Annotated in this window: 25 protein-coding genes; 14 read left to right on the top strand and 11 right to left on the bottom strand. The window is 67.7% G+C overall.

The window, feature by feature from the left end; genetic code table 11:
- Window positions 1-82 precede the first annotated feature (82 nt).
- From WDC87_RS13885 to coaBC, 3 genes are read right to left on the bottom strand one after another with little or no spacing between them, the layout of a single operon-like run.
- Window positions 83-2,431: a phosphomannomutase/phosphoglucomutase gene (locus tag WDC87_RS13885; protein WP_252744766.1), complete on the bottom strand. Its 2,349-nt coding sequence runs from the start codon at window positions 2,429-2,431 to the stop codon at window positions 83-85.
- Window positions 2,432-2,443: 12 nt separating this feature from the next.
- Window positions 2,444-2,917: a dUTP diphosphatase gene (gene dut, locus WDC87_RS13880; protein ID WP_061478745.1), complete on the bottom strand. Its 474-nt coding sequence runs from the start codon at window positions 2,915-2,917 to the stop codon at window positions 2,444-2,446.
- Window positions 2,914-4,203 (bottom strand): bifunctional phosphopantothenoylcysteine decarboxylase/phosphopantothenate--cysteine ligase CoaBC, encoded by a 1,290-nt coding sequence (coaBC, locus tag WDC87_RS13875; protein ID WP_061478746.1) that lies wholly within the window; start codon window positions 4,201-4,203, stop codon window positions 2,914-2,916. Before coaBC ends, dut begins: the two co-directional genes overlap by 4 nt.
- A 199-nt stretch (window positions 4,204-4,402) precedes the next feature.
- Between coaBC and WDC87_RS13870 the strand changes: the two genes are divergently transcribed.
- The 4 genes from WDC87_RS13870 (at window position 4,403) to WDC87_RS13855 (ending at window position 8,515) form a co-directional block, all read left to right on the top strand.
- Window positions 4,403-5,029 carry a response regulator transcription factor gene (locus WDC87_RS13870; RefSeq protein WP_072168702.1) on the top strand — a complete coding sequence of 209 codons (627 nt, stop codon included), beginning with the start codon at window positions 4,403-4,405 and terminating at the stop codon, window positions 5,027-5,029.
- 70 nt (window positions 5,030-5,099) lie between these two features.
- Complete coding sequence (radC, locus tag WDC87_RS13865) at window positions 5,100-5,804, top strand: DNA repair protein RadC (protein WP_014035697.1); 705 nt, start codon at window positions 5,100-5,102, stop codon at window positions 5,802-5,804.
- A 113-nt stretch (window positions 5,805-5,917) separates the two neighbouring features.
- Complete coding sequence (argS, locus tag WDC87_RS13860) at window positions 5,918-7,606, top strand: arginine--tRNA ligase (protein ID WP_072168704.1); 1,689 nt, start codon at window positions 5,918-5,920, stop codon at window positions 7,604-7,606.
- Between the two features lie 21 nt (window positions 7,607-7,627).
- Window positions 7,628-8,515, top strand: a complete 888-nt coding sequence (locus WDC87_RS13855; RefSeq protein ID WP_088497606.1) for an SPOR domain-containing protein — start codon at window positions 7,628-7,630, stop codon at window positions 8,513-8,515.
- A gap of 99 nt (window positions 8,516-8,614) precedes the next feature.
- On the opposite strand, the gene WDC87_RS13850 is transcribed toward WDC87_RS13855, so the two are convergent.
- Complete coding sequence (locus WDC87_RS13850; protein WP_005420523.1) at window positions 8,615-9,367, bottom strand: SDR family NAD(P)-dependent oxidoreductase; 753 nt, start codon at window positions 9,365-9,367, stop codon at window positions 8,615-8,617.
- An 87-nt stretch (window positions 9,368-9,454) separates the two neighbouring features.
- Window positions 9,455-9,943 carry a hypothetical protein gene (locus WDC87_RS13845; RefSeq protein ID WP_072168706.1) on the bottom strand — a complete coding sequence of 163 codons (489 nt, stop codon included), beginning with the start codon at window positions 9,941-9,943 and terminating at the stop codon, window positions 9,455-9,457.
- An 83-nt stretch (window positions 9,944-10,026) separates the two neighbouring features.
- On the opposite strand from WDC87_RS13845, the gene WDC87_RS13840 reads away from it, so the two are divergent.
- Entirely contained in the window at window positions 10,027-10,494 is a 468-nt protein-coding gene (locus WDC87_RS13840) for a DUF1456 family protein (protein WP_005420526.1), read from the top strand.
- Here WDC87_RS13840 and WDC87_RS13835 read toward each other — a convergent pair.
- A complete protein-coding gene (locus WDC87_RS13835) occupies window positions 10,463-11,350 on the bottom strand; it encodes a LysR family transcriptional regulator (RefSeq protein WP_088497607.1) in 888 nt (295 codons plus the stop codon). The genes WDC87_RS13840 and WDC87_RS13835 overlap by 32 nt on opposite strands.
- A 142-nt stretch (window positions 11,351-11,492) precedes the next feature.
- Here WDC87_RS13835 and WDC87_RS13830 point away from each other — a divergent pair, with 142 nt between their 5' ends.
- Window positions 11,493-12,641, top strand: a complete 1,149-nt coding sequence (locus tag WDC87_RS13830; RefSeq protein WP_219629302.1) for an MFS transporter — start codon at window positions 11,493-11,495, stop codon at window positions 12,639-12,641.
- On the opposite strand, the gene WDC87_RS13825 is transcribed toward WDC87_RS13830, so the two are convergent.
- Window positions 12,638-13,336 (bottom strand): TorF family putative porin, encoded by a 699-nt coding sequence (locus WDC87_RS13825; RefSeq protein ID WP_088497609.1) that lies wholly within the window; start codon window positions 13,334-13,336, stop codon window positions 12,638-12,640. The two genes, WDC87_RS13830 and WDC87_RS13825, sit on opposite strands and share 4 nt — an antisense overlap.
- Before the next feature lie 178 nt (window positions 13,337-13,514).
- Between WDC87_RS13825 and WDC87_RS13820 the strand changes: the two genes are divergently transcribed.
- Window positions 13,515-13,904 carry a DUF6165 family protein gene (locus WDC87_RS13820; RefSeq protein ID WP_049414316.1) on the top strand — a complete coding sequence of 130 codons (390 nt, stop codon included), beginning with the start codon at window positions 13,515-13,517 and terminating at the stop codon, window positions 13,902-13,904.
- 6 nt (window positions 13,905-13,910) lie between these two features.
- Here WDC87_RS13820 and WDC87_RS13815 read toward each other — a convergent pair whose 3' ends face one another.
- Complete coding sequence (locus WDC87_RS13815; RefSeq protein ID WP_111007699.1) at window positions 13,911-14,609, bottom strand: response regulator transcription factor; 699 nt, start codon at window positions 14,607-14,609, stop codon at window positions 13,911-13,913.
- Window positions 14,610-14,786: 177 nt separating this feature from the next.
- Complete coding sequence (locus WDC87_RS13810) at window positions 14,787-15,359, bottom strand: Ax21 family protein (RefSeq protein ID WP_072168711.1); 573 nt, start codon at window positions 15,357-15,359, stop codon at window positions 14,787-14,789.
- 276 nt (window positions 15,360-15,635) lie between these two features.
- Here WDC87_RS13810 and WDC87_RS13805 point away from each other — a divergent pair, with 276 nt between their 5' ends.
- Window positions 15,636-15,995, top strand: a complete 360-nt coding sequence (locus WDC87_RS13805; RefSeq protein ID WP_049414306.1) for a DUF1428 domain-containing protein — start codon at window positions 15,636-15,638, stop codon at window positions 15,993-15,995.
- A gap of 15 nt (window positions 15,996-16,010) precedes the next feature.
- Here WDC87_RS13805 and WDC87_RS13800 read toward each other — a convergent pair whose 3' ends face one another.
- A complete protein-coding gene (locus WDC87_RS13800; RefSeq protein WP_072168713.1) occupies window positions 16,011-16,703 on the bottom strand; it encodes a hypothetical protein in 693 nt (230 codons plus the stop codon).
- Window positions 16,704-16,809: 106 nt separating this feature from the next.
- Complete coding sequence (locus tag WDC87_RS13795; RefSeq protein ID WP_227836905.1) at window positions 16,810-17,682, bottom strand: histone; 873 nt, start codon at window positions 17,680-17,682, stop codon at window positions 16,810-16,812.
- 490 nt (window positions 17,683-18,172) lie between these two features.
- Between WDC87_RS13795 and WDC87_RS13790 the strand changes: the two genes are divergently transcribed.
- The 6 genes from WDC87_RS13790 (at window position 18,173) to WDC87_RS13765 (ending at window position 22,938) form a co-directional block, all read left to right on the top strand.
- Window positions 18,173-19,606, top strand: a complete 1,434-nt coding sequence (locus WDC87_RS13790) for a Do family serine endopeptidase (RefSeq protein WP_252745521.1) — start codon at window positions 18,173-18,175, stop codon at window positions 19,604-19,606.
- A gap of 101 nt (window positions 19,607-19,707) precedes the next feature.
- The gene (locus tag WDC87_RS13785; RefSeq protein ID WP_010486932.1) at window positions 19,708-20,073 is read left to right on the top strand and encodes a hypothetical protein; all 366 of its coding nucleotides are present in this window, start codon (window positions 19,708-19,710) and stop codon (window positions 20,071-20,073) included.
- Between the two features lie 8 nt (window positions 20,074-20,081).
- Window positions 20,082-20,552: a phage holin family protein gene (locus WDC87_RS13780; protein WP_004153834.1), complete on the top strand. Its 471-nt coding sequence runs from the start codon at window positions 20,082-20,084 to the stop codon at window positions 20,550-20,552.
- Window positions 20,549-21,010 carry a protein sip-5 gene (locus tag WDC87_RS13775; RefSeq protein WP_252745522.1) on the top strand — a complete coding sequence of 154 codons (462 nt, stop codon included), beginning with the start codon at window positions 20,549-20,551 and terminating at the stop codon, window positions 21,008-21,010. The genes WDC87_RS13780 and WDC87_RS13775 overlap by 4 nt, the downstream gene beginning before the upstream one ends.
- Before the next feature lie 67 nt (window positions 21,011-21,077).
- Complete coding sequence (locus tag WDC87_RS13770; protein ID WP_252745523.1) at window positions 21,078-22,187, top strand: AI-2E family transporter; 1,110 nt, start codon at window positions 21,078-21,080, stop codon at window positions 22,185-22,187.
- A gap of 31 nt (window positions 22,188-22,218) precedes the next feature.
- Entirely contained in the window at window positions 22,219-22,938 is a 720-nt protein-coding gene (locus WDC87_RS13765; RefSeq protein ID WP_053499497.1) for an HAD-IA family hydrolase, read from the top strand.

Raw genomic sequence — 22,938 nt, 5'->3', positions numbered from 1 at the left:
CGCCAACTGCAGGGTGTGTGAGGTTCATGGGCTTGCCGGCCAGCGGCCGGCACTACCCATTCTGCTGCAGCTTCCAAAGGGGTCAGAACCCCAGCGGGGTGTCGCCCAGCACTGGTTGCAGCTGGCTGCGGAACAGGGCCTGGATGCGTTCCAGTGCGGCCTCGTCGTTGCCTTCGAACCGCAGCACCAGCACCGGCGTGGTATTGGAGGCACGCACCAGGCCCCAGCCATCGGCGAAGTCCACGCGCAGCCCATCGATGGTCGACAGGCGGCCACCCACATACGGGTTGTCCGGCGACTGCGCCGCCGCCACCAGCATCGCCACCAGGGCATGCGGCGTCCCGTCGGCCACCGGTACCTTCAGCTCCGGCGTGGCGACCATTTCCGGCAGTTCGCCCAGCACCTCGTCCGGGGTTTCCTCGCGCTGGGCCAGGATCTCCAGCAATCGCGCAGCGGCGTACAGACCGTCGTCGAAACCGAACCAGCGTTCCTTGAAGAAGAAGTGGCCGCTCATCTCGCCGGCCAGCTCGGCATCGGTCTCGCGCATCTTCGCCTTCATCAGCGAATGCCCGGTCTTCCACATCAGCGGGCTGCCACCGTTGCGCAGCACATGGTCGGACAGCTTGCCGGTGCACTTCACGTCGTAGATCACCATCGCGCCCGGATTGCGCATCAACACATCGGCAGCGAACAGCATCAGCAGGCGATCGGCGTAGATGATCCGGCCTTCGCCGGTCACCACGCCCAGCCGGTCGCCGTCGCCATCGAAGGCCACGCCGAGATCGGCGCCAAAGCGCTTGACCGTCTGCACCAGGTCTTCCAGGTTGGCCGGTTCGCTCGGGTCGGGATGATGGTTGGGGAAGGTGCCGTCGACATCGCAGTACAGCGGAATGACGTCGGCGCCGATCGCTTCCAGCAGCTGCGGCGCCAGTGCGCCGGCCACGCCATTGCCGGCATCGGCCACGACCTTCAGTGGGCGGTCCAGCTGCACGTCATCGGCGATGCGCTGGATGTAGTCGGCACTGACATCGCGCTGCTGGTAGTCACCGGGCTCGGCGGCCTGCACCAGGCGGCCCTCGACGATGCGCTGGTAGAGATCGGTGATGGCATCGCCGGACAGCGTCTCGCCGCCAATGACCACCTTGAAGCCGTTGTACTCGGGCGGATTGTGGCTGCCGGTGACTGCCACGCAGGTGCCGGTACGCAGATGGAAGGCGGCGTAGTACACCAGCGGTGTCGGCGCCAGGCCGATGTCGATCACCGCGCAGCCGGCACGGCGCAGGCCCTCGGCCAGCCCGGCCGTCAGCTCGGGACCGGACAGGCGGCCATCGCGACCGATCACCACCTCGCGCAGGCCCTGCTCCAGTGCCACGGTGCCGATGGCCTGGCCGATCTGCGCCGCGGTCTTCGGTGTCAGTTCACTGCCCACCACGCCGCGGATGTCATAAGCGCGGAAGATGCCGGCGGCCAGCTCCTCGGCCGGCACCGGCGGTGGCGGCGGTGGCGCGGCATCGCCACTGCCGGTCATAGCGGCCACGGGTGGCGGCGCCTGCTGCAGGCTCTCGCTCAGGGTCGGGCCATGGTCGGCCTCGGACGCTGCGGCGCGGCGTGGCAAGGGCAGCGACTTCGGCAGTCGGTCACGTCCCACCACCAGCAACACGGCAATGAACGCCAGCAGCAACGCCACAATGGCGCTGGCCAGCGCGCCCAGGCCCAGCGGACCGGCGTCGACATTCGGTACCGACGCGACCAGTCGCAGCGGCGTGCCTGCAACCGGGCGCGCCAGCGCTTCGGCGCTTTCGGACAGGCCCGCGTCGCCCTGGGTGACCAGATCGAAGCCACCCTGGCGCAGGCCAAGGAAGCCTGCGGACGGCGCACGCACCTGGTCCAGCGGCGAGGTCAGCCGCAGCAGCGGTTGGCGGACATAGATCACGGCCGGCCCCAGGCTGCCCAGCTGCACTGGCGCAGCCAGGCCCAGGCGATTGCTGCCACCATCGCGGACGACGCGCAGGCTGGGTTTGCCCTCAGCCACCGCCGCTTCCAGCAGGGCCAGGCGTGCATACCCGAAGGTGGCCGGATCGGCATAGGCGTTGGCCAGATCGGCCGTCAGCACCTCGACCTGCTCAACCCCGGTCCAGCTCTCGCGCACGGCCAGCGCCGCTGCAGCGGCATCGCCGGCCTGCAGCGCCTGCTGCACGCGATCGTTCTTCAACTGCTGCTGCAGCTGCTGCAACTGGCCTGCAGCGGCCTGCTGCAGGCCCTGCACGGCCTGGTCGCGCGCTTCTTCCAGCGCCTGGCCGTTGGCCTCCTGCCGCCATTGCTGCACCGCGCTCCATCCGAACCAGCCGGCCAGCAGGATCAGCAGCACCCCCAGTAGTGGTGCACTGCGACCCAACGACCGTCCCCGCTGTCCTTCCCCGATGCCGCTCATCGATGTCCCCTGTCAACGCACCCCGGTATGGCCGAATCCACCCGTGCCCCGCACGCTGTCGGTGAAAGTATCCACCACCTGCAGGCTGACGCGGGCAATCGGAACCACCACCAGCTGCGCGATGCGATCGCCGGGCTCGATGGTGAAGGCCTCGCGGCCACGGTTCCAGACGCTGATCAGCAGCGGCCCCTGGTAGTCGGCATCGATCAGGCCGGTGCCATTGCCCAGCACGATGCCGTGCCGATGGCCCAGCCCCGAACGCGGCAGGATCACCGCGCACAGGTTCGGGTCGGCAATGTGGATGGCCAGGCCGCTGGGCACCAGCGCGGTGTCGCCCGGCTGCAGGGTCAGTGCGGTATCCAGCGCCGCGCGCAGGTCCATGCCGGCGCTGGCTTCGGTGGCGTAGGCCGGCAGCGGCCAGCTGTCGCCAAAGCGCGGATCGAGCAGCTTGACCTGCAGCGGCCGGGAAAGGGATGCCTGGGTCATGCCTGGAGTCTCCGCGCGATCAGCGCCAGCAGTTGTTCGGCCAGTTCGCGCTTGGACGTGGCCGGGAATACCTGTTCACCGTCCTGCCAGAAGGCCGTGGCGGCATTGTTGTCGCTCTCGAAACCACCGCCACTGATGCCGACCTGGTTGGCGATCACCAGGTCCAGGCGCTTGTCGATCAGCTTGCCGCGTGCATATTTCTCCACGTCGTGGGTCTCGGCGGCAAAGCCGACCACCAGCTTCAGCGACTGCGTCTGCGCGGCGACTTCGGCCAGGATGTCCGGCGTGCGCACCAGCTCGATCACCAGCGACTGGCTGTCGGCGGTCTTCTTCAGCTTCTGCGCGGCGACCTGGCGCGGGGTGTAGTCGGACACTGCGGCGGCACCGATATAGATGTCGGCGGGCAGCGACTTCAGTACGGCATCGCGCATCTGCGCGGCCGAGCGCACGTCGATGCGCTGCACGCCCGGTGGCGTCGGCAGCTGGACCGGGCCGCTGACCAGCACCACGTGCGCACCCAGCGCGGCGGCGGCAGCGGCCAGGGCAAAGCCCATCTTGCCGCTGCTGCGGTTGCCGACGTAGCGCACCGGATCGATGTCTTCGTAGGTCGGGCCGGCACTGATCAGCAGGCGCAAGCCCTGCAGGGCACGGGTTTCCGGCGCGGCAACCGTCGCAGCGGTACCGCCATTGGCCACCAGCGCGGCCACGATGTCGCCCGGTTCAGCCAGCCGGCCGGGACCGGATTCACCTTCGGCCAGCGGGCCATCGACCGGGCCGATCACCTGCGCACCGCGCTGGCGCAGCAGGGCGATGTTGGCCTGGGTAGCCGGATGCAGCCACATCCGGTGGTTCATTGCCGGGCAGATCGTCAGCGGTGCGGTGCTGGCCAGGCACAGGGTGCTGACCAGGTCATCGGCATGGCCCTGGGCCAGCCGCGCCAGCAGATCGGCGGTACCCGGCGCGACCACGATGCGGTCGGCCCAGCGGGCCAGCTCGATGTGGCCCATGGCCTGCTCGGCGGCGCTGTCCCACAGCGTGGTGCGGGTCGGCTGCCCGGACAGGGCCTGGAAGCTGAGCGGAGTGACGAACTGCTGGGCACCGGCGGTCATCGCCACCTGCACCTGGGCACCGGCATCGCGCAGGCGCCGCACCAGCTCCAGGGCCTTGTAGGCCGCGATCCCGCCTCCGACGCACAACAGCAGTTTCTGGCCTTCCAGCGCGCGGGCCGGCGCGGGGGAAGCGTTGGGGGAGTCAGCCACCTGGAATTCCTGTGCAAACGAGGGCATTAGCTTACCCGATGGTCGGCAATGTCCCGGTACACGGCACACATAGCGGGCGGCTATCAGCAGATGGGACTTGCGCCACAACGCTTCCGGGGTTCAAGACACTGCGATTCGGAACTTTCCTATACCTGTTGGCCGGCCACGTTTGCAGAATCATCAGTGGCCACCGCAGGTGTGCCGCTTCGCTTTTCGAGGATTCCGCGTGCACCCGCGCATCATCATCGCCGACGACCATCCCGTCGTCCTGCACGGCATCCGCATCGTGCTGCAGACCCATCTGATGGAGGTCGTCGGCAGCGCGCGTGACGGCGCCCAGCTGCTGCAGCTGGTCGAGCACCACGGCTGCGACGCGGTGCTGACCGACCTCTCCATGCCGGGCACCGGCCCGGATGGCCCGGAACTGATCGCTGAGCTGCGCGAACGCCACCCGGGCATGCCCGTGGTGGTGCTTACCGGCGCCCGTCACCCCGGCCTGCTCGATGGCCTGCTGCGTGAAGGTGTCAGTGGCCTGGTCGACAAGTGCGCCGATTTCGGCGAGTTGCCGCAGGCCCTGAACGCGGCCATGGCTGGGCAGGTGTTCGTCTCGCAGCAGCTGCGCGACCACCTGCAGGCGCGCGACCTGATGTTCGCGCGTGAGCCGGCGGCGCTGTCGGCCCGCGAACAGGAAGTGCTGGACCTGTTGGCCGCCGGGCTGAAAGTGAACGCCATCGCCGTCCACTGCGGCCGCAGCCCGAAAACGATCAGCCGGCAGAAGGCCGAAGCCAAGCGCAAGCTGGGGCTGCAGAACAACCAGGAGCTGTTCGCCTATCTGCAGTCGCGACGCGACTGAGGCAACAGCCTACCCGGGCGTGCGCCCTGCCCTGATGGGACGCATCACCCGCGCTGGCGATGATGCAGGCATGCCCATCCATGACTGGCCCGAGCAGGAACGTCCCCGCGAGAAGCTGATCGCCCGCGGCCCCGCCACGTTGTCCGACGCAGAGCTGCTGGCGCTGTTTCTCGGCTCCGGCTTCGGTGGACGCGACGCGGTGCAGACCGCCCGCGACCTGCTGCAGGCGCATGGCCCGCTGCGCGTGCTGCTGGACCGCCCGGCCCGCGAGCTGGCCCGGTTGCCGGGGCTGGGGCCGGCACGAAGCTGTGCACTGGCCGCCGGCCTGGAACTGGCCCATCGCTACCTGGCCGCCGAGCTTCAGCAGGGCGAGGCGGTCGGCAACAACCCGGCAGCGGTCGGCCGCTACCTGCAGCACCGCCTGCGCGGCCAGGCCCGCGAGATCTTCATGGCGCTGTTCCTGGACAACCGCCACCGGCTGATCGCCTGCGAGGAACTGTTCCAGGGCACCATCAATGCCGCCCCGGTCTACCCCCGCGAGGTGGTGCGGCGAGCCCTGCTGCACAATGCGGCAGCGGTGATCCTCAGCCACAACCACCCCTCCGGCGACCCGGAACCCTCCGGCGCCGATACCCGGATCACCGATGAACTGCAGCAGGCGTTGGCACTGGTGGACGTACGCCTGCTGGACCACTTCGTGGTCGGCGAAGGCCGCCCCGTTTCGTTTGCTGAACGGGGCCTGCTGTCCCCGCCCCAGCCACGCCTGTTCGGCTGAGCGGGCCTGACCAGGGCCGGGCAGGTACCCCCGCAGGCATGTTCTGGTCAGCGTGGGCGCGGGTATCTGCGCTAAAATGGGCGATTCCGCCGCTCATTCTCACAGCAGGCCTCGTGAAAAATCTCCTCCGCGCCCTGATCAGCCAAGGCATCGAAGCCTTGCGCGCCAATGGCACCCTGCCCGCCGACTCCCTGCCGCCGGACTTCGTGGTCGAGCGCCCGAAGACCCGTGACCATGGCGACTTCGCCACCAACGCCGCGATGCTGCTGGCCAAGGCCGCGCGCAGCAATCCGCGCGCACTGGCTCAGGCGCTGGTCGAGGCGCTGCCGCGCAGCGAGGACGTCAGCAAGGTCGAGATCGCCGGCCCCGGCTTCATCAACTTCCACCTGGCTCCGGCTGCGTACCAGCGCGAAGCCGCGTCGGTCATCAAGGAAGCCCACGACTACGGCCGCAACCTGTCCGGCAACGGCCGCACGGTGGGCGTGGAGTACGTGTCGGCCAACCCGACCGGCCCGCTGCATGTCGGCCATGGCCGCGCGGCGGCGATCGGCGACTGCGTGGCCCGCGTGCTCGATGCCAACGGCTGGAACGCCAAGCGCGAGTTCTACTACAACGACGCCGGCGTGCAGATCGAGAACCTGGCGCTGTCGGTGCAGGCCCGCGTGAAGGGCATTGCGCCGGACCAGGAAGGCTGGCCGGAAGGCGGCTACCGCGGCGAATACATCGCCGATGTTGCCCGCGCCTACATGGCCGGCGCCAGCGTTGACCTGGAAGGCACGCTGGTGGTCGGCGCCAAGGACCCGGACGACATGCAGTCGATCCGTCGCTTCGCCGTGGCCTACCTGCGCAACGAGCAGAACCTGGACCTGGCCGCCTTCGGCGTCGACTTCGACATCTACTTCCTGGAAAGCTCGCTGTACACCGATGGCAAGGTCGCCGAGGCCGTGGCCAAGCTGCAGGCCTCCGGGCACACCTACGAGGAAGGCGGCGCGCTGTGGTTGCGCAGCACCGATTTCGGTGACGACAAGGACCGCGTGATGCGCAAGTCCGACGGCACCTTCACCTACTTCGTACCGGACGTGGCCTACCACCTGTCCAAGTGGCAGCGCGGCTACGAGCGCGCGATCACCGAACTGGGTGCCGATCACCACGGCTCGCTGGCGCGCGTACGCGCCGGCCTGCAGGCGCTGGAAGTGGGCATCCCGCAGGGCTGGCCGGAATACGTGCTGCACCAGATGGTCACCGTCATGCGCGGCGGCGAGGAAGTGAAGCTGTCCAAGCGTGCCGGCAGTTATTTCACCCTGCGCGACCTGATCGAGGAGGCCGGCCGCGATGCGACCCGCTGGTTCCTGATCGCGCGCAAGCCCGATTCGCAGCTGACCTTCGACATCGACCTGGCCCGCCAGCAGAGCAACGACAATCCGGTGTTCTACGTGCAGTACGCGCACGCCCGCGTCTGCAGCCTGCTGCGCCAGGCCCAGGAAAAGGGTCTTGTGTACGAGCAGGGCAATGGCCTGGCCAATCTGGGCCGCCTGGCCGACGATGCCTCGCTGGGGCTGATGAACGAGATCTCGCGGTATCCGGAAGTGGTGGAAGCGGCCGGCGTGGCGCTGGAGCCGCACCTGGTGGCGCAGTACCTGCGTGAATTGGCGCATGCCTTCCACACGTGGTATCACGGGACGCCGGTGCTGGTGGACGACGCCACCGATCGCAACGCCAAGCTGACCCTGGCCTGCGCGGCGCGCCAGGTGCTGGCCAACGGCCTCGAACTCCTGGGCGTGAGTGCCCCGGAAAAAATGTAAGCATCAGGAGACGCAGTACACATGGCAGCACGACGCGGCAAAACCCAGGCACGACGCAACAGCAGCAGCCAGGGCACCCCCGGATGGGTGTGGCTGGTGGCCGGTGTGGCGATCGCCGCCGTGGTGTTCCTGGCGGCGCCGAACCTGTTCAAGGGCGAAGGCGATGGCTTCCTGCGTGCCGGTCCGCAGCCGAACCCGAACGCGCAGCCGGCCCCGGTCGCTGATGCCGACAGCGATGTCGGCAGCCAGCCGGCCGCGCAGCCGGCCACGCCGAAGCCGGCCGAACCGGAGAAGCCCGCCGCGACGCAGTACGACTTCTACACCCTGCTGCCGGGCAAGGAAGTGGAAATGTCCGACGCCGAACTGGCCGCCAGCGCGCGCGCCGAGGATCAGCGCCGGGCCAAGGCCGAAGCGTCGCGCGCGCAGGCCGCGCTGGAGGGCAAGCCGGTACCGCCGGCCAGTACGGCCACGCCGGCACCGACCGCAACGGCCAGCGTCGCAAGCACTGCGCCGGTAACCGCGACCAACCGTCCGCTGCCGGCACCGCTGAACGAGCGCCCGACCGCGGCAACCCCGTCGGCCAGCACGGCGGCCGCCACTCCAGCGCCGCGCGCGGAAAGCGCGCCCGCCGCGTCGGCACCGCCGGCATCCGCTGCTGCACCGGCGGCCGCCGACAACGCCCGCTACATCCTGCAGGCAGGAGCCTTCGGTGCTTCCGGTGACGCCGAAGCCACCAAGGCCAAGCTCGCCATGATGGGCCTGGCGGCACGCGTGGAGTCGGCGCAGATCAACGGCAAGACCGTGTACCGCGTGCGCATGGGCCCGTACGGCAGTGCCGGCGAGTTGTCCGAAGCCAAGCAGAAGCTGGATGGCACCGGCCTGCAGGCGATGGCGATCAAGGCGCAGTAAGCCTGCCGATGTGAATGAAAAAGCCGGGCAGTGCCCGGCTTTCTTGTTTCTGTAGAGTCGAGCATGGCTCGACTCTACAAAAAGCGATTACGACTCCGGTCAGCCCTCGCGGGCGACCTGGAATCCGGCGAACGACTGGCTGACCGGCATCAGCTCCAGCCGGTTGATGTTCAGGTGCGGCGGCAGGCTGGCCACCCAGAAGATCTGCTCGGCGATGTCTTCGGCGGTCATCGGGTTGGCGCCGCTGTACAGCTTGTCCGAGGCGTTCTGATCGCCATGGGTACGTACCACGGTGAATTCGGTTTCGGCCATGCCCGGCTCGATCGTGGTCACGCGCACGCCGGTGCCGTGCAGGTCCGAACGCAGGCCCAGCGAGAACTGGCTGACGAAGGCCTTGGTGCCACCGTAGGCGTTGCCCCCCGGGTACGGGTAGACGCCGGCCACCGACGAGATGTTGATGATCGCGCCCTTGCGCTCCACCAGCTGCGGCAGCAGGCGATGGGTCAGGGTCACCAGCGCGGTGATGTTGGTGTCGATCATCGTGGTCCAGTCCGACAGCGTGGCGCTCTGTGCCGGCGCGGTGCCCTGCGCCAGGCCGGCGTTGTTGACCAGCAGGTCGATCTCGCCAAAGGCCGGCGGCAGCGCCAGCAGGGCCGCCTCCATCGCCACCGCATCGCGGATGTCGAAGGCGGCGGCGTGCACCACGTCCTTGCCGTAGCGCTCGACCAGCGGCTGCAGGCGTTCGCTGCGGCGGCCCGTGGCGATCACTTTCCAGCCGGCCTGGGCGAAGCGGTGGACGGCGGCGGCGCCGAAGCCGGACGTGGCGCCGGTAATCAGGACAGTGCGGGTCATCAGGCAACTCCAGGGGGAAAAACCGGACGCCCATTCTGGCATTCCCGGCCCGTCCTGAGGTGCCCGCCGTCCAGTCGTCCACCCGGCTCAACGCACGCGAAACACTCTGGCCTTGGGCAGGTCTTCGTCGACCTGCAGGAACCAGCGCCCGGCAATTCCTGGAACAACGGCGATCTGCGGCGACTGCAACACCTTGCGCAGCTTCATCTGTCCCTTCATCACCTGCCATTGCTGGCCGTTATCAAGGGTGAACAGCGTGCCGGGCTGCCAGCCTGCGACCTCTCCGACCACACGGGCACTGACCGGTTCGTCATCCAGGCCCAGATGCATTGCTGGCGGTGCCGGCACATTGGCAGGCAGCGGCGCAGCGACCGGGGCCACCGCTGCCGTCGACGCGGCGGCCGTGCTCTCTGCCTCGCGCAGTACCCGGTTCAACGCCTGCAACTGCGCTGGACTGAGCCCGACCTCGGCCAGTTGGGATGCACTGAGGCGCCGCTCGACGGGTACGAAGCGGTCCTGGGCAAAGGCAGCGAAGCTGCCGGCGAGCAGTAGTGCGGAAAACAGATACCGGCGCATGCAAGGGTCCCAGCGAACGAGTGCTCACGATGCTGCAGTTCGATGACAGTCCGGTGACACGCCAGGGGCCGGTACAATGGGCCATGATCAACAATGATGTCCTGCGCAGCGTGCGCTATTCCCTGGACCTGGGTGACCAGCACGTGGTCGCCCTGTGCCAGATGGCCGACCCGGCCTTTGCCGTGGATACCGGGCAGGTGAAGGCCTGGCTGCGCCGCGAGGACGAAGCCGGTTTCGAGGCGATGAACGACAGCGCGCTGGCGCACTTCCTCGACGGCCTGATCGTGCACCTGCGTGGCCGCGACGAGAGCCAGCCGCAGCGCGCAGTGGAAACCCGCATCGACAACAACCTGGTGCTGAAGAAGCTGCGCGTGGCGTTCCAGCTGCGCGACGTGGACCTGATGGAGATCTTTGCCAGCGCAGGTTTCAATGTCTCCAAGTCGGAAGTGGGCGCGCTGTTCCGTCAACCCGGGCACGCCAACTACCGGCGTTGCCTGGACCAGATGCTGCGCAACTTCCTCAAGGGCCTGAGCCTGCGCCTGCGCGGCTGAGCACGGCGTCGACGAACGCCCGCGCCGCTGGTGTCGGCAGGCGCTGCCAGACCAGGTGCACGCGCCGGGTCGGGGTCGGCTGCAGCGGAATCTGCACCACGCCCTGGAACCCATCGGCGATCAATGCCGGCACGATGCCGACCGCCAACCCATGGCGGACGAAGCGCTCGACCAGTTCCATCAGGTTGACCTCGAAACGGACCGCGTGCGGCAGTCCGGCTGCGGCAAAAGCATCATCGGTCTGCCGGCGTGCGCCGGTGCCGTGCGGGAAGTCGACCAATGCTTCATCCTGCAGTGCGGCCAATGGCAGCCGCTTGCGCCCGGCCAGCCGGTGCGATGGCGCCAGTACCGCTACCAGATCCTCCTCCTGCAGCACCTGATGGCAGACACCGTCCAGCGCTGCCGAAGGCGCCAGGCCGACCAGTGCCACATCCAGCGCGCGCGACTGTACCTGCGCGATCAGGTCCTCGCTCTTGTCCACGCGCAACTGGAACTCCACCTGCGGGTGCACGCGCTGGAACGCCGCCAGCATCGCCACAACGTCGATTCCGGTCAGCGAGGAAATCTGCCCGATGGCCAGCAACCCACGCACTTCGCCACTGACGGCGGCCACGTCGGCGCGCAGGTGGCGCAGGCTGGCCAGCACCTGGCGTGCGTGCACCAGCAACGCCTCGCCGGCGGCGGTGGCCCGCACCTGGCGCGGCAGGCGCTCGAACAGCGTGGCACCCAGTTCCTGTTCCAGGTGGGCGATCTGGTGGCTGAGCGCGGACTGCACCACGTGGCAGCGCTCGGCGGCACGGGTGAAATTGCCCTCTTCGGACAGCGCCACGGCGAACTCGAGCTGCTTGAGGTTCATACAACTATCTTGTTTTCAGATGGCATGGATGATGATGATTCATTTCCATCATGCTCGCAGCAGGCGGACACTGTGCCCCCGCTTCCTGGAACATCGCGTGAGCCCGTCCCTTCCCCCTCTGCACCGCTGGCAGGTGCTGCTGATGTCGGTCGCCACCGGCGTGGCCGTGGCCAGCAACTACTATGCGCAACCGCTGCTGCACACCATCGCCGACGCCTTCGGCGTGCCGTTCGGCCAGGTCGGCATGGTGGTTACCGCCGCGCAGCTGAGCTATGCCGCCGGCTTGATCCTGCTGGTGCCGCTGGGTGACCTGTTCGAACGCCGCCGCCTGATCGTGGTGATGAGCCTGCTGTCGGCGGGCGGACTGGTGATCAGTGCCTGCGCACCGTCGCTGACCTGGTTGCTGGTGGGCACTGCGATCACCGGCCTGTTTTCGGTGGTGGCCCAGGTACTGGTGCCGTTCGCCGCCACGCTGGCCGCGCCGGAACACCGCGGCCGCGTGGTCGGAACATTGATGAGTGGCCTGCTGCTGGGCATCCTGCTGGCGCGTACCGTGGCCGGCCTGCTTTCCAGCCTGGGCGACTGGCGCCTGGTGTATGCGATCGCCGCTGCCACCCTGGTGCTGACAGCAATGGCATTGCAGCGCGGCCTGCCGCGATTCCACCACAGCGCCGGCCTTGGCTATTTCGCATTGCTGCGCTCGATCGGCGTGCTGTTCGTGCAGGAACCGGTGCTGCGCCAGCGCACGCTGCTGGGCGCCTGCAGCTTCGCCATGTTCGCGATCTTCTGGACCCCGCTCGCATTCCTGCTGGCACAACCGCCGTACGCCTACAGCGACGCCACCATCGGCCTGTTCGGGCTGGTCGGTGCGGCCGGCACGCTGGCGGCGGGTCTGGCTGGTCGCATGTCCGACCGTGGCCAGACCGGGCGTGCCACCGCCATTGCACTGGCGCTGTTGCTGCTGTCGTGGCTGCCGCTGGGGCTGTCCGCACACTCGCTGCTGGCATTGCTGCTGGGCGTGGTGGTGCTGGATCTGGCCGCGCAGCTGTTGCACGTCAGCAACCAGAACCTGATCTACGCGCTGCAACCGGCAGCACGCAACCGCCTCAATGCCGGCTACATGACCGGCTATTTCATCGGCGGCTCGCTGGGCTCGCTGCTGTCTGCACAGGTCTACCAGCGCTTCGGCTGGACCGGCGTCTGCGTGGCCGGTGCCGCCGTGGCCGTGCTGGCCCTGCTGCTGTGGCTGCCCGGCGCGCTGCGTGCGCGCCAGGCGTCGCTGGCCGACTAGAAGCTGCCCTGCAGCGCCAGCTCCCATCGCCCACCGGCGTTGCCGGGGAACAGGCGCTTGGCTGCGTTGTCCGTGTCATGCACGGTGGCGCGCAGTTCCCATGCCGGGGTAAGCGAGGCGATGGCACTGAGCTGCCCATGCAGGTAGTCCGGGCCCTGCGCGGTGGCCAGCCAGTACTGGCCCACCGCTGCTTCCAGGCGGAGGCGTTCGTGCAACGGCACACGCACACCCAGCTGGGCATAGGTGCCGCGATGGCCACCGGCCAGTGCATCGCTGGAATGGGCGACCTGCAGCCAGGCACGCTGCTTCCAGGTCAACGTGGCGTTGAGTTCGGTCCAGTCGAGCGTGCGGCCGGTGCCCGGGTACACGTAGCGGGTCAGGTTGGCATCCAGGCTCCAGTCCGGTGCCAGTGCGCCGGACCAGCCCGCCACCAGGTCGAACTCGCTGCGCGCGCCATTGTCCGGTTTGAACGAAACGTTCGAACCCCACACGCTGGCGTACCATCCCGACGGGATCGAGACCTTCGCGCCGGCCTGCACCGCCGGGTCGCCATCGCTCTGCGAGCTGCCACGCCACACGTAGTCGCTGGTCAATGCAGCACTGCCACTGGCCTGCACCTGTGCCTGCGCGCTGCCGATCCCGAGCAGCCCTGCCAGGGCGGCCACCAGCGCCGCCATCATCCCCTTGCTGTTCACTGCACTGTGTTCCTCGTCGAAGGCGGTCGCGCCGCCGGGACGGCAGTGTCGGGTGCGCCGCCGTAACGGATCGAGGGTGCTGCCCGGCCTGCGGCGCAAATTCGGCGTAAATCCCGTCGATGGAGGCTACGCGCCAGCCGCGCGGTATCATGGCGCCTTGTTTCCAGGAACCAACCACGTGGACGCCATCCTGACCCCGGTATCGATCGGCGAGCTGATCGACAAGATCACCATTCTCGAGATCAAGGCCGAGCGCATCGATGATGCTGCCAAGCTGGCCAACGTGCGCACCGAACTGGATGGCCTGTTGCCCTTGCTGCAGCAGCAGCTGCAGGCGCAGCCGGCATTGGACGCGCTGAAGCAGCAGCTGAAGGCGATCAACGAGCGCATGTGGGACATCCAGGACCAGCTGCGCGACAAGGAAGCGGCCCAGGTGTTCGACGATGCGTTCATCCAGCTGGCACGCGGTGTCTATGGCACCAATGGCGAGCGCGTGCAGGTGAAGAACGAGATCAACCGCGTGGCCGGTTCGGCGCTGGTGGAAGAGAAGCAGTACCAGGGCGAGTAAGGCCGCTCAGCCACATTCGAGCAGGTGGCGGAAGCGGAACAGGTCACCATCCCCGCGGATGCCGAGCTTGCGGTAGGCCGACGTTTTCTGCGAGCTGATGGTGCTGGCCGAGCGCCCTGAGCGCAGGGCCATTTCACTGGTGCTGACGCCCTTCAGCACCAACCCGAGCACTTCACGCTCGCGCTGGCTCAGCGGCGTCAGCACCGGTGCAGATACCCGGCGTGTGCGTGGCAGCTTCAGCTCCTCACGCAGTTCCGGTGGCACGAAGCGGCCGCCACGGGCGACCACGTCAATGGCGCGCAGCAACGTCTCCGGTGGCATCGACTTGGACAGGAAGCCGCGCGCGCCGGCTCGCATCGCGGTGGTCACCGTACTGGCGTTGCAGTGCGCCGAGAGCACCAGCACCGGCAGCGCCGGCCAACGCTGTGACAGCACGCGCAGCAGGGCCAACCCATCGCCCAGGTCGCCCATCGGCAGCGCATCGATCAGCAGCAGGTCGACACACCTCGGGCTGCGCTCCAGCAACTGCAGCAGGCGCGCCTCGTTGGACAGGCTCACGCGCACCTGCACACCACTGTGTTGGCGGAGCAGAACTTCCACGCCCAACCGCAGTACCGGGTGCGGATCCAGCAGCGCCAGGCGTCGTGGCCGATCAGGCCGCAGGGGCGGGAGTGTCGGTGGCATCGCGGCCTGTCCAGGCAACATGGAACATCCACCGTAGGCCGGTGCCCGCAGCGGCGGAATCCAATTCCTTGCAATGCTCGGCCCGCGTGCACCACCAGTCAGACGGCATTTTGTTTCGCGCCGCCACAAACGCAACAGGCCCGGCAAGAGCCGGGCCTGTCGAGACTTCTCCAGCGCGCAGGCGCGCCGGAACAGCAATTACCAGCTGAAGCGCGGGCCGACGGTGTATTCCTTGTCGCCGTCGCGGTTCATCTTCAGTTCGCCGTTCAGGCCCCAGTTCTGGTTCAGCTTGACCTGACCACCCAGGCGGCCGTACCACTGGCCTTCCGGGTTGACGCCGTGCTTCTTCGAGAAATCTTCGTAGCCGACCATGCCATAGACCTCGGCGTGGGCACCGAAGGCGGTGCGGATACCGGCTTCAGCGCTGTAGCCGTTGAAGTCCAGGCCGTGCTTCGGGTCGAGCTTCTGGTAGGCAACGCGGGCAACGAAGTCGGTGCTCGGAGCGATTTCAACGTTGTAGCCTGCACCGATCTTCCACTGGTCCAGCTTGACGTTGGTGTGGTCGAATTCCTGACGGCTGTACTCACCGAAAGCGTGGAAGTTCGGCAGGAAGCCGTACGAACCCTTCACGCCCCAACCGTCGGACTTGAACGCGTCGTTGTCGGTCTTGGCGTAGTTGGCTTCGGCGTAGTTGTAGGACAGGTTTTCAGCAGCCGAGGCGGTGAACGGCAGGGCAGCGGCCAGGGCCAGAGCAATCAGCGAATTCTTCATGGGGGTACACCTTCACTTTCTTATGGTGTGCAGCAGCGCCAGGGCGCCATCGCATCGGGAATGTAAATTCTCCGTTATTCGCCACAACGCTCCCTGAAAACAGCAGTCTTCGCATTGCTGAATTTTCTGGCTTGATTCAGGCTGTATCTGGCATACGCGCGCGGCGCGCGTGCATTTTCAGGTTTCTTCACGATCCAGCGCTGTCGATCCCCGATCCCCTGGTTCGTCGTGTACTTGAAGGCCGTGCATGTGGCACGGTCCATCCGGAGGCTGGCAATGAGCTACATCGATGGTTTCGTCCTGGCGGTGCCCACCGCCAACAAGGAGAAGTTCCTCGCCCATGCACGCACAGGAGATCCGGTCTTCATCGAGTACGGGGCACTGCGCGTGGTCGAGTGCTGGGGCGATGACGTGCCGCACGGCAAGACCACCGATTTCTTCGGCGCGGTGAAAGCCACGCCGGACGAGACGGTGGTGTTTTCCTGGATCGAATGGCCCGACAAACCGACCCGCGACGCCGGCATGAAGAAGATGATGGAAGACCCGCGGTTTGATCCAACGAAGAATCCGATGCCGTTTGACGGTGCGCGGATGATCTACGGCGGCTTCGTGCCGATCTACGAGCTGACCCGCTGAACCCGGCGGACGTGCTCAGCGCGCGTCCGTTTCATCGCTGGCAGTGGCATGGCCGGCGCCCAGTGCGGCGCCGGCACCGAGGCCCATGCCGCCCATGCCAGCGCCCATTCCGCCGCCCCCACCTCCGCCACCACCCGCACGGCCGCCCTTGGCATCGCCATCGTTGCGCCCCTTGCCGCCACCGCTGGCAGCGGGGCGGGTCGGCCCCTGCGGCGGAATCCGCAGGTCGGGAGGAATCGGCGCCAGATCCAGCGCTTCGCGCACGAAGTCGCGCAGCGAGACCACCAGTTCGTGGGTATGCACCGGTCGCCCCTGTGCAAGATCGTTGGCAGCGCGGGCGGCCAGCCGCACCTGTTCGTCGGTGCCCAGCAACAGGATGTCCGAGAGCGCGGCCTCGACCGCATCGCGGATGCGGCGCGTTCGATCCGAACGCGGTTCGGCGATGCCTTCGGCCGCTTCGCGCTGGCGCAGATCGCGGCGATGGCTGGGATCCACGCCCAGTTCACCAGTGAATGAACCGCCCAGGGTCTTGTAGGCCGCCATCAGTGTGCGCAGCCGCTCGTTGATCTGCCGGTTCTCGCGCTCGCGACGCTGCTGCAGGGTCTGCATCACAAGCAGGCGGATGCCTACGCCCAGCAGGGTGATCAGGACCAGGCCGGCCAACGTGGACAGCACACCCTGCCAGGAACTGAAATCGATACCGCGCATGCTGGGGCTCCGGCGGGAAGAATCTGCATCTTGCCCCAGACCGCGCCCCGAAAACGCGAAAGGCCCCACCACCCGGTGGGCGGCAGGGCCTTCGGTCACGGCGCGATTACTTGCGCTTGGCGACCTTGCGCACGGCCTTGGCCGGGGCCTTCCTGGCAACAGCCTTCTTGGCCGGAGCCTTCTTGGCGGCGACCTTCTTCAGCGGTGCAGCCTTCTTGGCGACGACCTTCTTGGTCGCAGCGACCTTCTTGCCGACAGTCTTCTTGGCAGCAGTGGTCTTCCTGGCAACGGCCTTCTTGGCGACAGCAGCCTTCTTGCCGACAACCTTCTTGGCGGCGGCAGTCTTCTTGGTGGCGACCTTCCTGGTGGCGGCAACCTTCTTGCCGACAACCTTCTTCGCAGCCACGGCCTTCTTGGCGGCGACGGTCTTCTTGGCCACAGCCTTCTTGGCGGTGGCGACCTTCTTGCCAACCACCTTCTTGGCGGCCGCAGTCTTCTTGGCAACGGTCTTCTTCGCGACAGCAGCCTTCTTGGTGGCGGCCTTCTTCACGGTGGCGACCTTCTTGCCGGCAGCCTTGGTGGTGGCCTTGGTGGTCTTCTTGGCAGCGGCGGCCTTCTTGGTCACGGCCTTGCCCGCAGCCGCCTTCTTCTTTGCCACTTCCTTCTTCAGGGCAGCAGCTTCGGCCTTGGCGTTCTTCTTGGCCGCTTCCAGCTTCTTCCTGGCGTTGGCAACCGTCTTGCCGACCGACTTGGCAGCCTTCTCGGCCTTCTTGGCAACGGTCTTCTCGACCTTGGCCACGGCCTTCTTGGCCTTGGCAACGCGGGTACCGGCAGCCTTGCTGGCGCGCTTGACGGTCTTCTTGACCGACTTCACTGCGTCTTCGGCGGCGTGGGCGATGGTCTCGCCGACGTTGGTGGCGGCTTCTTTCACGTTCTCGACAGCGTCGGTCACGACCGACACACCATTACCGTTGCTCATGTTGCCCTCCTGCGGGCCTTAAGTATCAAAACGGGGCGATGCTATACCGACATTGACGATCGTGGAACGGGGCATGTGCCGGCAATCGCATCTGTTGCGACGCCGATGGTGTACGCAGCAGCCCCTGTTGCCACCTGCGGTTCGCAGCAAACCCCTTTTTTTCAGTGCTGCGCTACGCAAACCCAGCATTGTCTGGCCGTCGCCGCGCGCACGTGCACGGAGGCAGCGTCCGGCATCCGTCGTGGCGCATTGCGGCACCCGCCTGCGCGGAACTGCGCACGTATCCGCCTGCGCCAGTGCGGCGCGCGTTGGCCTTGAATGGCGCACCCATCACCTGCCCGGGTGTCGCCACAAGCGCGTTCTGGCCCCCGCGCTCGCCCCTTCGAGGCACCCGTTTTCATGGCGCATTTATCCAGATCGCGACACACTCATTCAGCTTGTTCTACCGTAGGGCCGTACCGCCCCCACCCACGCCAGCGAACCGACTCCCATGCGACCGCTTCCTACCCTGCTCACGCTCGCAATCGCCGCCGCCTTCGGTGGCTTCGTTGCCACCGGCATCAACGCCCACATGGACAACCGTGCCGACGCCGCGCCGCTGCCGGCGGTCCTGCCGACCACTGCAGCGTTGCCGGCCTCGGTGGCCGGACAGGCGGTACCGTCGCTGGCACCGATGCTGGAGAAGGCGATGCCGGCGGTGGTCAGCGTCAACACCAAGCAGGTGATTCGCGTACGCAATCCCTTCTTCAACGACCCGTTCTTCCGCCGCCTGTTCCCGGATATCCCACAGGAACGCATCAACGAATCGCTGGGCTCGGGCGTGATCATCGACGCCAAGGAGGGGCTGGTGCTGACCAACCACCATGTCATCGACAACGCCGATGACGTCCAGGTGACACTGGCGGACGGGCGCACGGTCAAGGCCGAGTTCCTCGGTTCGGACCGCGATACCGACATCGCGCTGATCCGCATTCCGGCGCAGAACCTGACCGACATCAAGCTCGGCAACAGCGACCAGCTGCGCGTAGGCGACTTCGTGGTGGCCATCGGCAACCCGTTCGGCTTCAGCCAGACGGTCACGTCCGGCATCGTCTCGGCGGTGGGCCGCAGCGGCATCCGCGGGCTGGGCTACCAGAACTTCATCCAGACCGATGCGTCGATCAATCCGGGCAACTCCGGTGGCGCGCTGGTCGACCTGCAGGGCCAGCTGGTCGGCATCAATACCGCCAGCTTCAACCCGCAGGGCAGCATGGCCGGCAACATCGGCCTGGGCCTGGCGATTCCTTCCAACCTGGCGCGCAGCGTGGTCGACCAGCTGGTCAAGCACGGCGTTGTGGTGCGCGGCACGCTGGGCGTGGAAAGCCAGAACCTGACCGCGCAGATCGCGCAGGGCCTGGGCCTGGGCGAAACCCGCGGTGCGCTGATCACCCGCGTGCTGGCCGGTTCGGCCGCTGCCGCAGCCGGGCTGAAGCCGGGCGACGTGGTGGTGTCGGCCAACGGCCAGCGCGTGGACAGCGCCGAGGCCCTGCACAACGTGGAAGGCCTGGCGGCCGTCGGCAGCGCGATGACGCTGGACGTACGCCGTGAAGGCAAGCCACTGCAGATCAAGGCGACGCTGAAGGAACAGGCGCGCGCGGTCACCGGTGAGAGCCTGGACCCGCGCCTGACCGGTGCGACCTTCGTCGACCTGCCCGAGTCACTGCGGCAGTCTGGCGTCGGCGGCGTGCTGGTCAGCGAGGTCAAGCGCGGCAGCCGCGCCGCCAGCAACGGCCTGCAGCAGGGCGACATCATCACCGACGCCACCGTGGGCGAATTCGCCGACCTGGCCAGCTGGCGTGCCAATTTCCAGCAGCGCCCGCCGACCCTGGTGGTGCGCGTGCTGCGCAACAATGGCCAGCAGCAGGGCCAGCTCGTGATGCGCTGATCGCCCTGCCGTAACACCCCCTATACCCCGGCAATGCTATTGCTGTCAGTCCAGGTCGGCACCGCCGACGCCCGTTCCCCCATCGCAACAGGAGTGATTCGATGAGCCCCACCAATACCGAGAACCTGAAGGAACACCTGGGTGAAGCCGGTTCCCACCTGAAGCAGGCCGCCAGCGCCGCCGGCGGTGCGATCAAGGGCGCCACCGGTGCGGCCACCGACGAACTGCGGATCGGCAAGGCCAACGTCAAGGCTGAACTGTCCGACAGCGCGCTGTCCGGCCTGGCCGCTGCCGAGTTTGGTGGTGCCGCCGCCAAGGAGCAGGTCGATGCGCTGATGGACAAGGGCAAGGACCTGATCGACAGCGCCGCCGAGCTGATCCGCGAACGTCCGCTGGCCTCGTTCGGCGTGGCCTTCGCTGCCGGCTGGATCATCGCCAAGCTGGCCCGCGGCAGCAGCGACAAGTAAGCCGCGGCGTGAGCGAAGACAACGCGCAAGCCCCTGATCCGGCGGCTACCCCGCCGCTGGATGAGAGCATCCGCCAGGTCGGCGCGGCCGGTCGTGCCGCTGCCGACTCGGCCAAGCACTCGCTGCGTTCGCTGCGCCGGTTGGCCTCGGCCGACTTCGCGCTGGCACGCAGTGCCTTCGGCCGCGCGCTGGCCTGGGCCGGCGTAGCGATCGTATTCGGAGCGTCGGCCTGGCTGCTGATGGCCGCCACCCTCATCGCCCTGCTGCAGAGCTGGGGCCTGAGCTGGCTGCAGGCCCTGCTGATCACCTCGCTGCTGAGCCTGGCCGTCACCGGTTATGCGATCTGGCGGGTGTCCTACTTCTTCCACCACACCGGCATGCACGCCACCCGGCGCCAGCTGTCCCGCCTGGGCCTGTTCGACGAGCCCAGCGAAGACGACCCCGATGCCGATGTGCAGCTGCCAGAGGGCAAGCCATGAAGTTCGGTGCGCTGCAGCGGCGGGTGAAGCGCTGCGAACAGGTGGTGACCGTACGCCTGGTCGAGACCCAGGACCACTGGTCCACGCTCAGCCAGGTCTGGCGCCAGGGCTGGTCGCCACTACGCATCGTGGTAGTGGGCCTGGCCGGTGGCTTCATTGCCGGCAAGCTGGAAATGCCGGGCAAGGTCAACGGTGCGCGCTGGCTGCAGATGGTGGGTTCGGTCTCGAACCTGTTCGCCAGTGCGCAGGCAGCGTTCGCCACGGCGATGGCGGCGCAGGCGGCGGCCACCGCCGACGATGCGGCCGAAGAAGCCGGCGATGCCAGCGAACAGGCACACGCAGCGGCCTCCGCCGCTGAAGCGCGGCCCGCAGCGGCGGCGCGAGCTGTGCCCGAGCCGGAACCGGACCTGCGCGAACCGCGCCCGGCCGAGGCGGCCACCGAACTGTCCGAACGTTGATCCATGGAATCCGCCGCGCCGATGGCGGCCGGCGGATAATGCGCTCCCCTTTCCGGCTGATGCGTCGATGAGCGAGTCCTCCCTGTCCCCGTCACCAGCCGATCCACAGGACCCGGAGGCACCGCTGCCGCCTCCGTCTCGCCCACGCGGGCCGATGTCGCTGGTGGTGCTGGCGACCCTGGCGGTGGGCTACACGCTGTGGGCGGCGCAGGACATCATCCTGCCGGTGCTGCTGGCGATGTTCTTCGCACTGGTCGGCAACCCGATCCTGCGCCTGCTGCAGAAACTGTGGATTCCGCGCGCGCTGGGCGCGCTGCTGGTCCTCGGCGCCGGCCTGGGCGTGACCGGTTCGTTGGCGGTGCAATTGATCGGCCCGGCGATGGAATGGGCGCAGGAAGCCCCGCAGCAGCTGCGCAAGGTCGCCCGCCAGGTGCAGGACCTGACCAAGCCGGTGCAGCAGGCCAACCAGGCGGCGGAGAACTTCGCGCGCGTCGCCGGCGGCGACAGCAACCATAAGGTGCAGGTGATCCGCACCCAGCTCGACGACCCGTACCGCATGCTGACCCGCGCGCCACGGCTTGCCGCCTCGGTGCTGGCCGTGGTGCTGCTGACCCTGTTCTTCATGATCTACGGGCAGAGCCTGCAGCGCGCGGCGATCGCGCTGTTCCCGAACCGCCAGCAGCAGCGCTTCACCGCCGACATCCTGCGGTCGATCGAGCGCGAAGTCTCGCGCTATGTGCTGACCATCAGCGTGATCAACACCCTGGTCGGGCTGGTGTTCGCCGGCGTGCTGATGCTGCTCGGCATCAGCCTGCAGGAGGCGCTGCTGTGGGGCACGGTGGCCGCGCTGCTGAACTTTGCCCCGTACGTCGGTCCGCTGATCGGCGTGGCACTGATGCTGCTGATGGGCTTCGTGGAATTCCGCGACCCGCTGCAGGCGCTGCTGCCGGCGGCCGCGTACCTGGCCCTGCACACTCTGGAAGGGCAGATGGTGACCCCGATCGTGCTGGGCCGGCGCATGAAGCTGTCGCCGCTGGTGCTGATCCTGGCGCTGATGGTGTTCGGCTGGGCCTGGGGCATGATCGGCCTGCTGCTGGCGGTGCCGCTGCTGGTCTGCATCAAGCTGGTGCTGGCACGGCTGGAAGGCATGCAGGGCTGGGCACGGCTGCTGGAATGAAAGCCCGCGCGGGCAGGCGTAGAATGGAGGGGTGAATTTCCCCGTCCAAGCCATCACTCTCGACCTTGACGACACGCTGTGGCCGTTCGCTCCGATTGGCGCCCGCATCGACCTGGTCCTGCACGAGTGGATGCGTGAACACAGCCCCGCCACCGCCGCGATGTATCCGGTGGCGGCGATGCGCGAACTGCGCGAGCGCCTGTACCACGCCCATCCGCACCTCCACCACGACCTGAGCGCGCTGCGTCGGCTGACCCTGCACGAAGCGCTGCACGCCAGTGGCGCCAGCCTCGATCTGCTGGAGCCGGCGTACGAAGCGTTCTACGCCGCGCGCAATCAGGTCGAGTGCTATCCCGATGCGATCGATGCGCTGGCGAGGATTGCCGCGCGGGTGCCGGTGGCAGCACTGAGCAACGGCAACGCCGATCTGGAGCGGATCGGCCTGGCCCATCATTTCGCCTTCCAGCTGGGCGCGCGCGAACACGGCGCGGCCAAGCCGGAGGCAAGCATCTTCCACGCCGCCTGCACCCGCCTGGGTGTGGCGCCGGCACAGGTACTGCATGTCGGCGACCACGCCGAAATGGACGTGGCCGGGGCGATCGCCGCCGGCCTCCGCGGGTGCTGGATCAACCGCGAAGCAGCCACCTGGACCCATCCGAAACTGCAGCCGGACCTGCAGTTCGACACCCTCACCGGCCTGGCCGACTGGTTGGACGCCAACCTCGACGCCGCCGCATCCCGGAGTACCTGA

Source organism: Stenotrophomonas maltophilia group sp. Smal12, assembly GCF_037079935.1.
GTDB classification, from domain to species: Bacteria; Pseudomonadota; Gammaproteobacteria; order Xanthomonadales; family Xanthomonadaceae; genus Stenotrophomonas; species Stenotrophomonas sepilia.
Note: the sequence above shows the minus strand (reverse complement) of the source record. Positions and strands in the feature narration are given on the sequence as shown.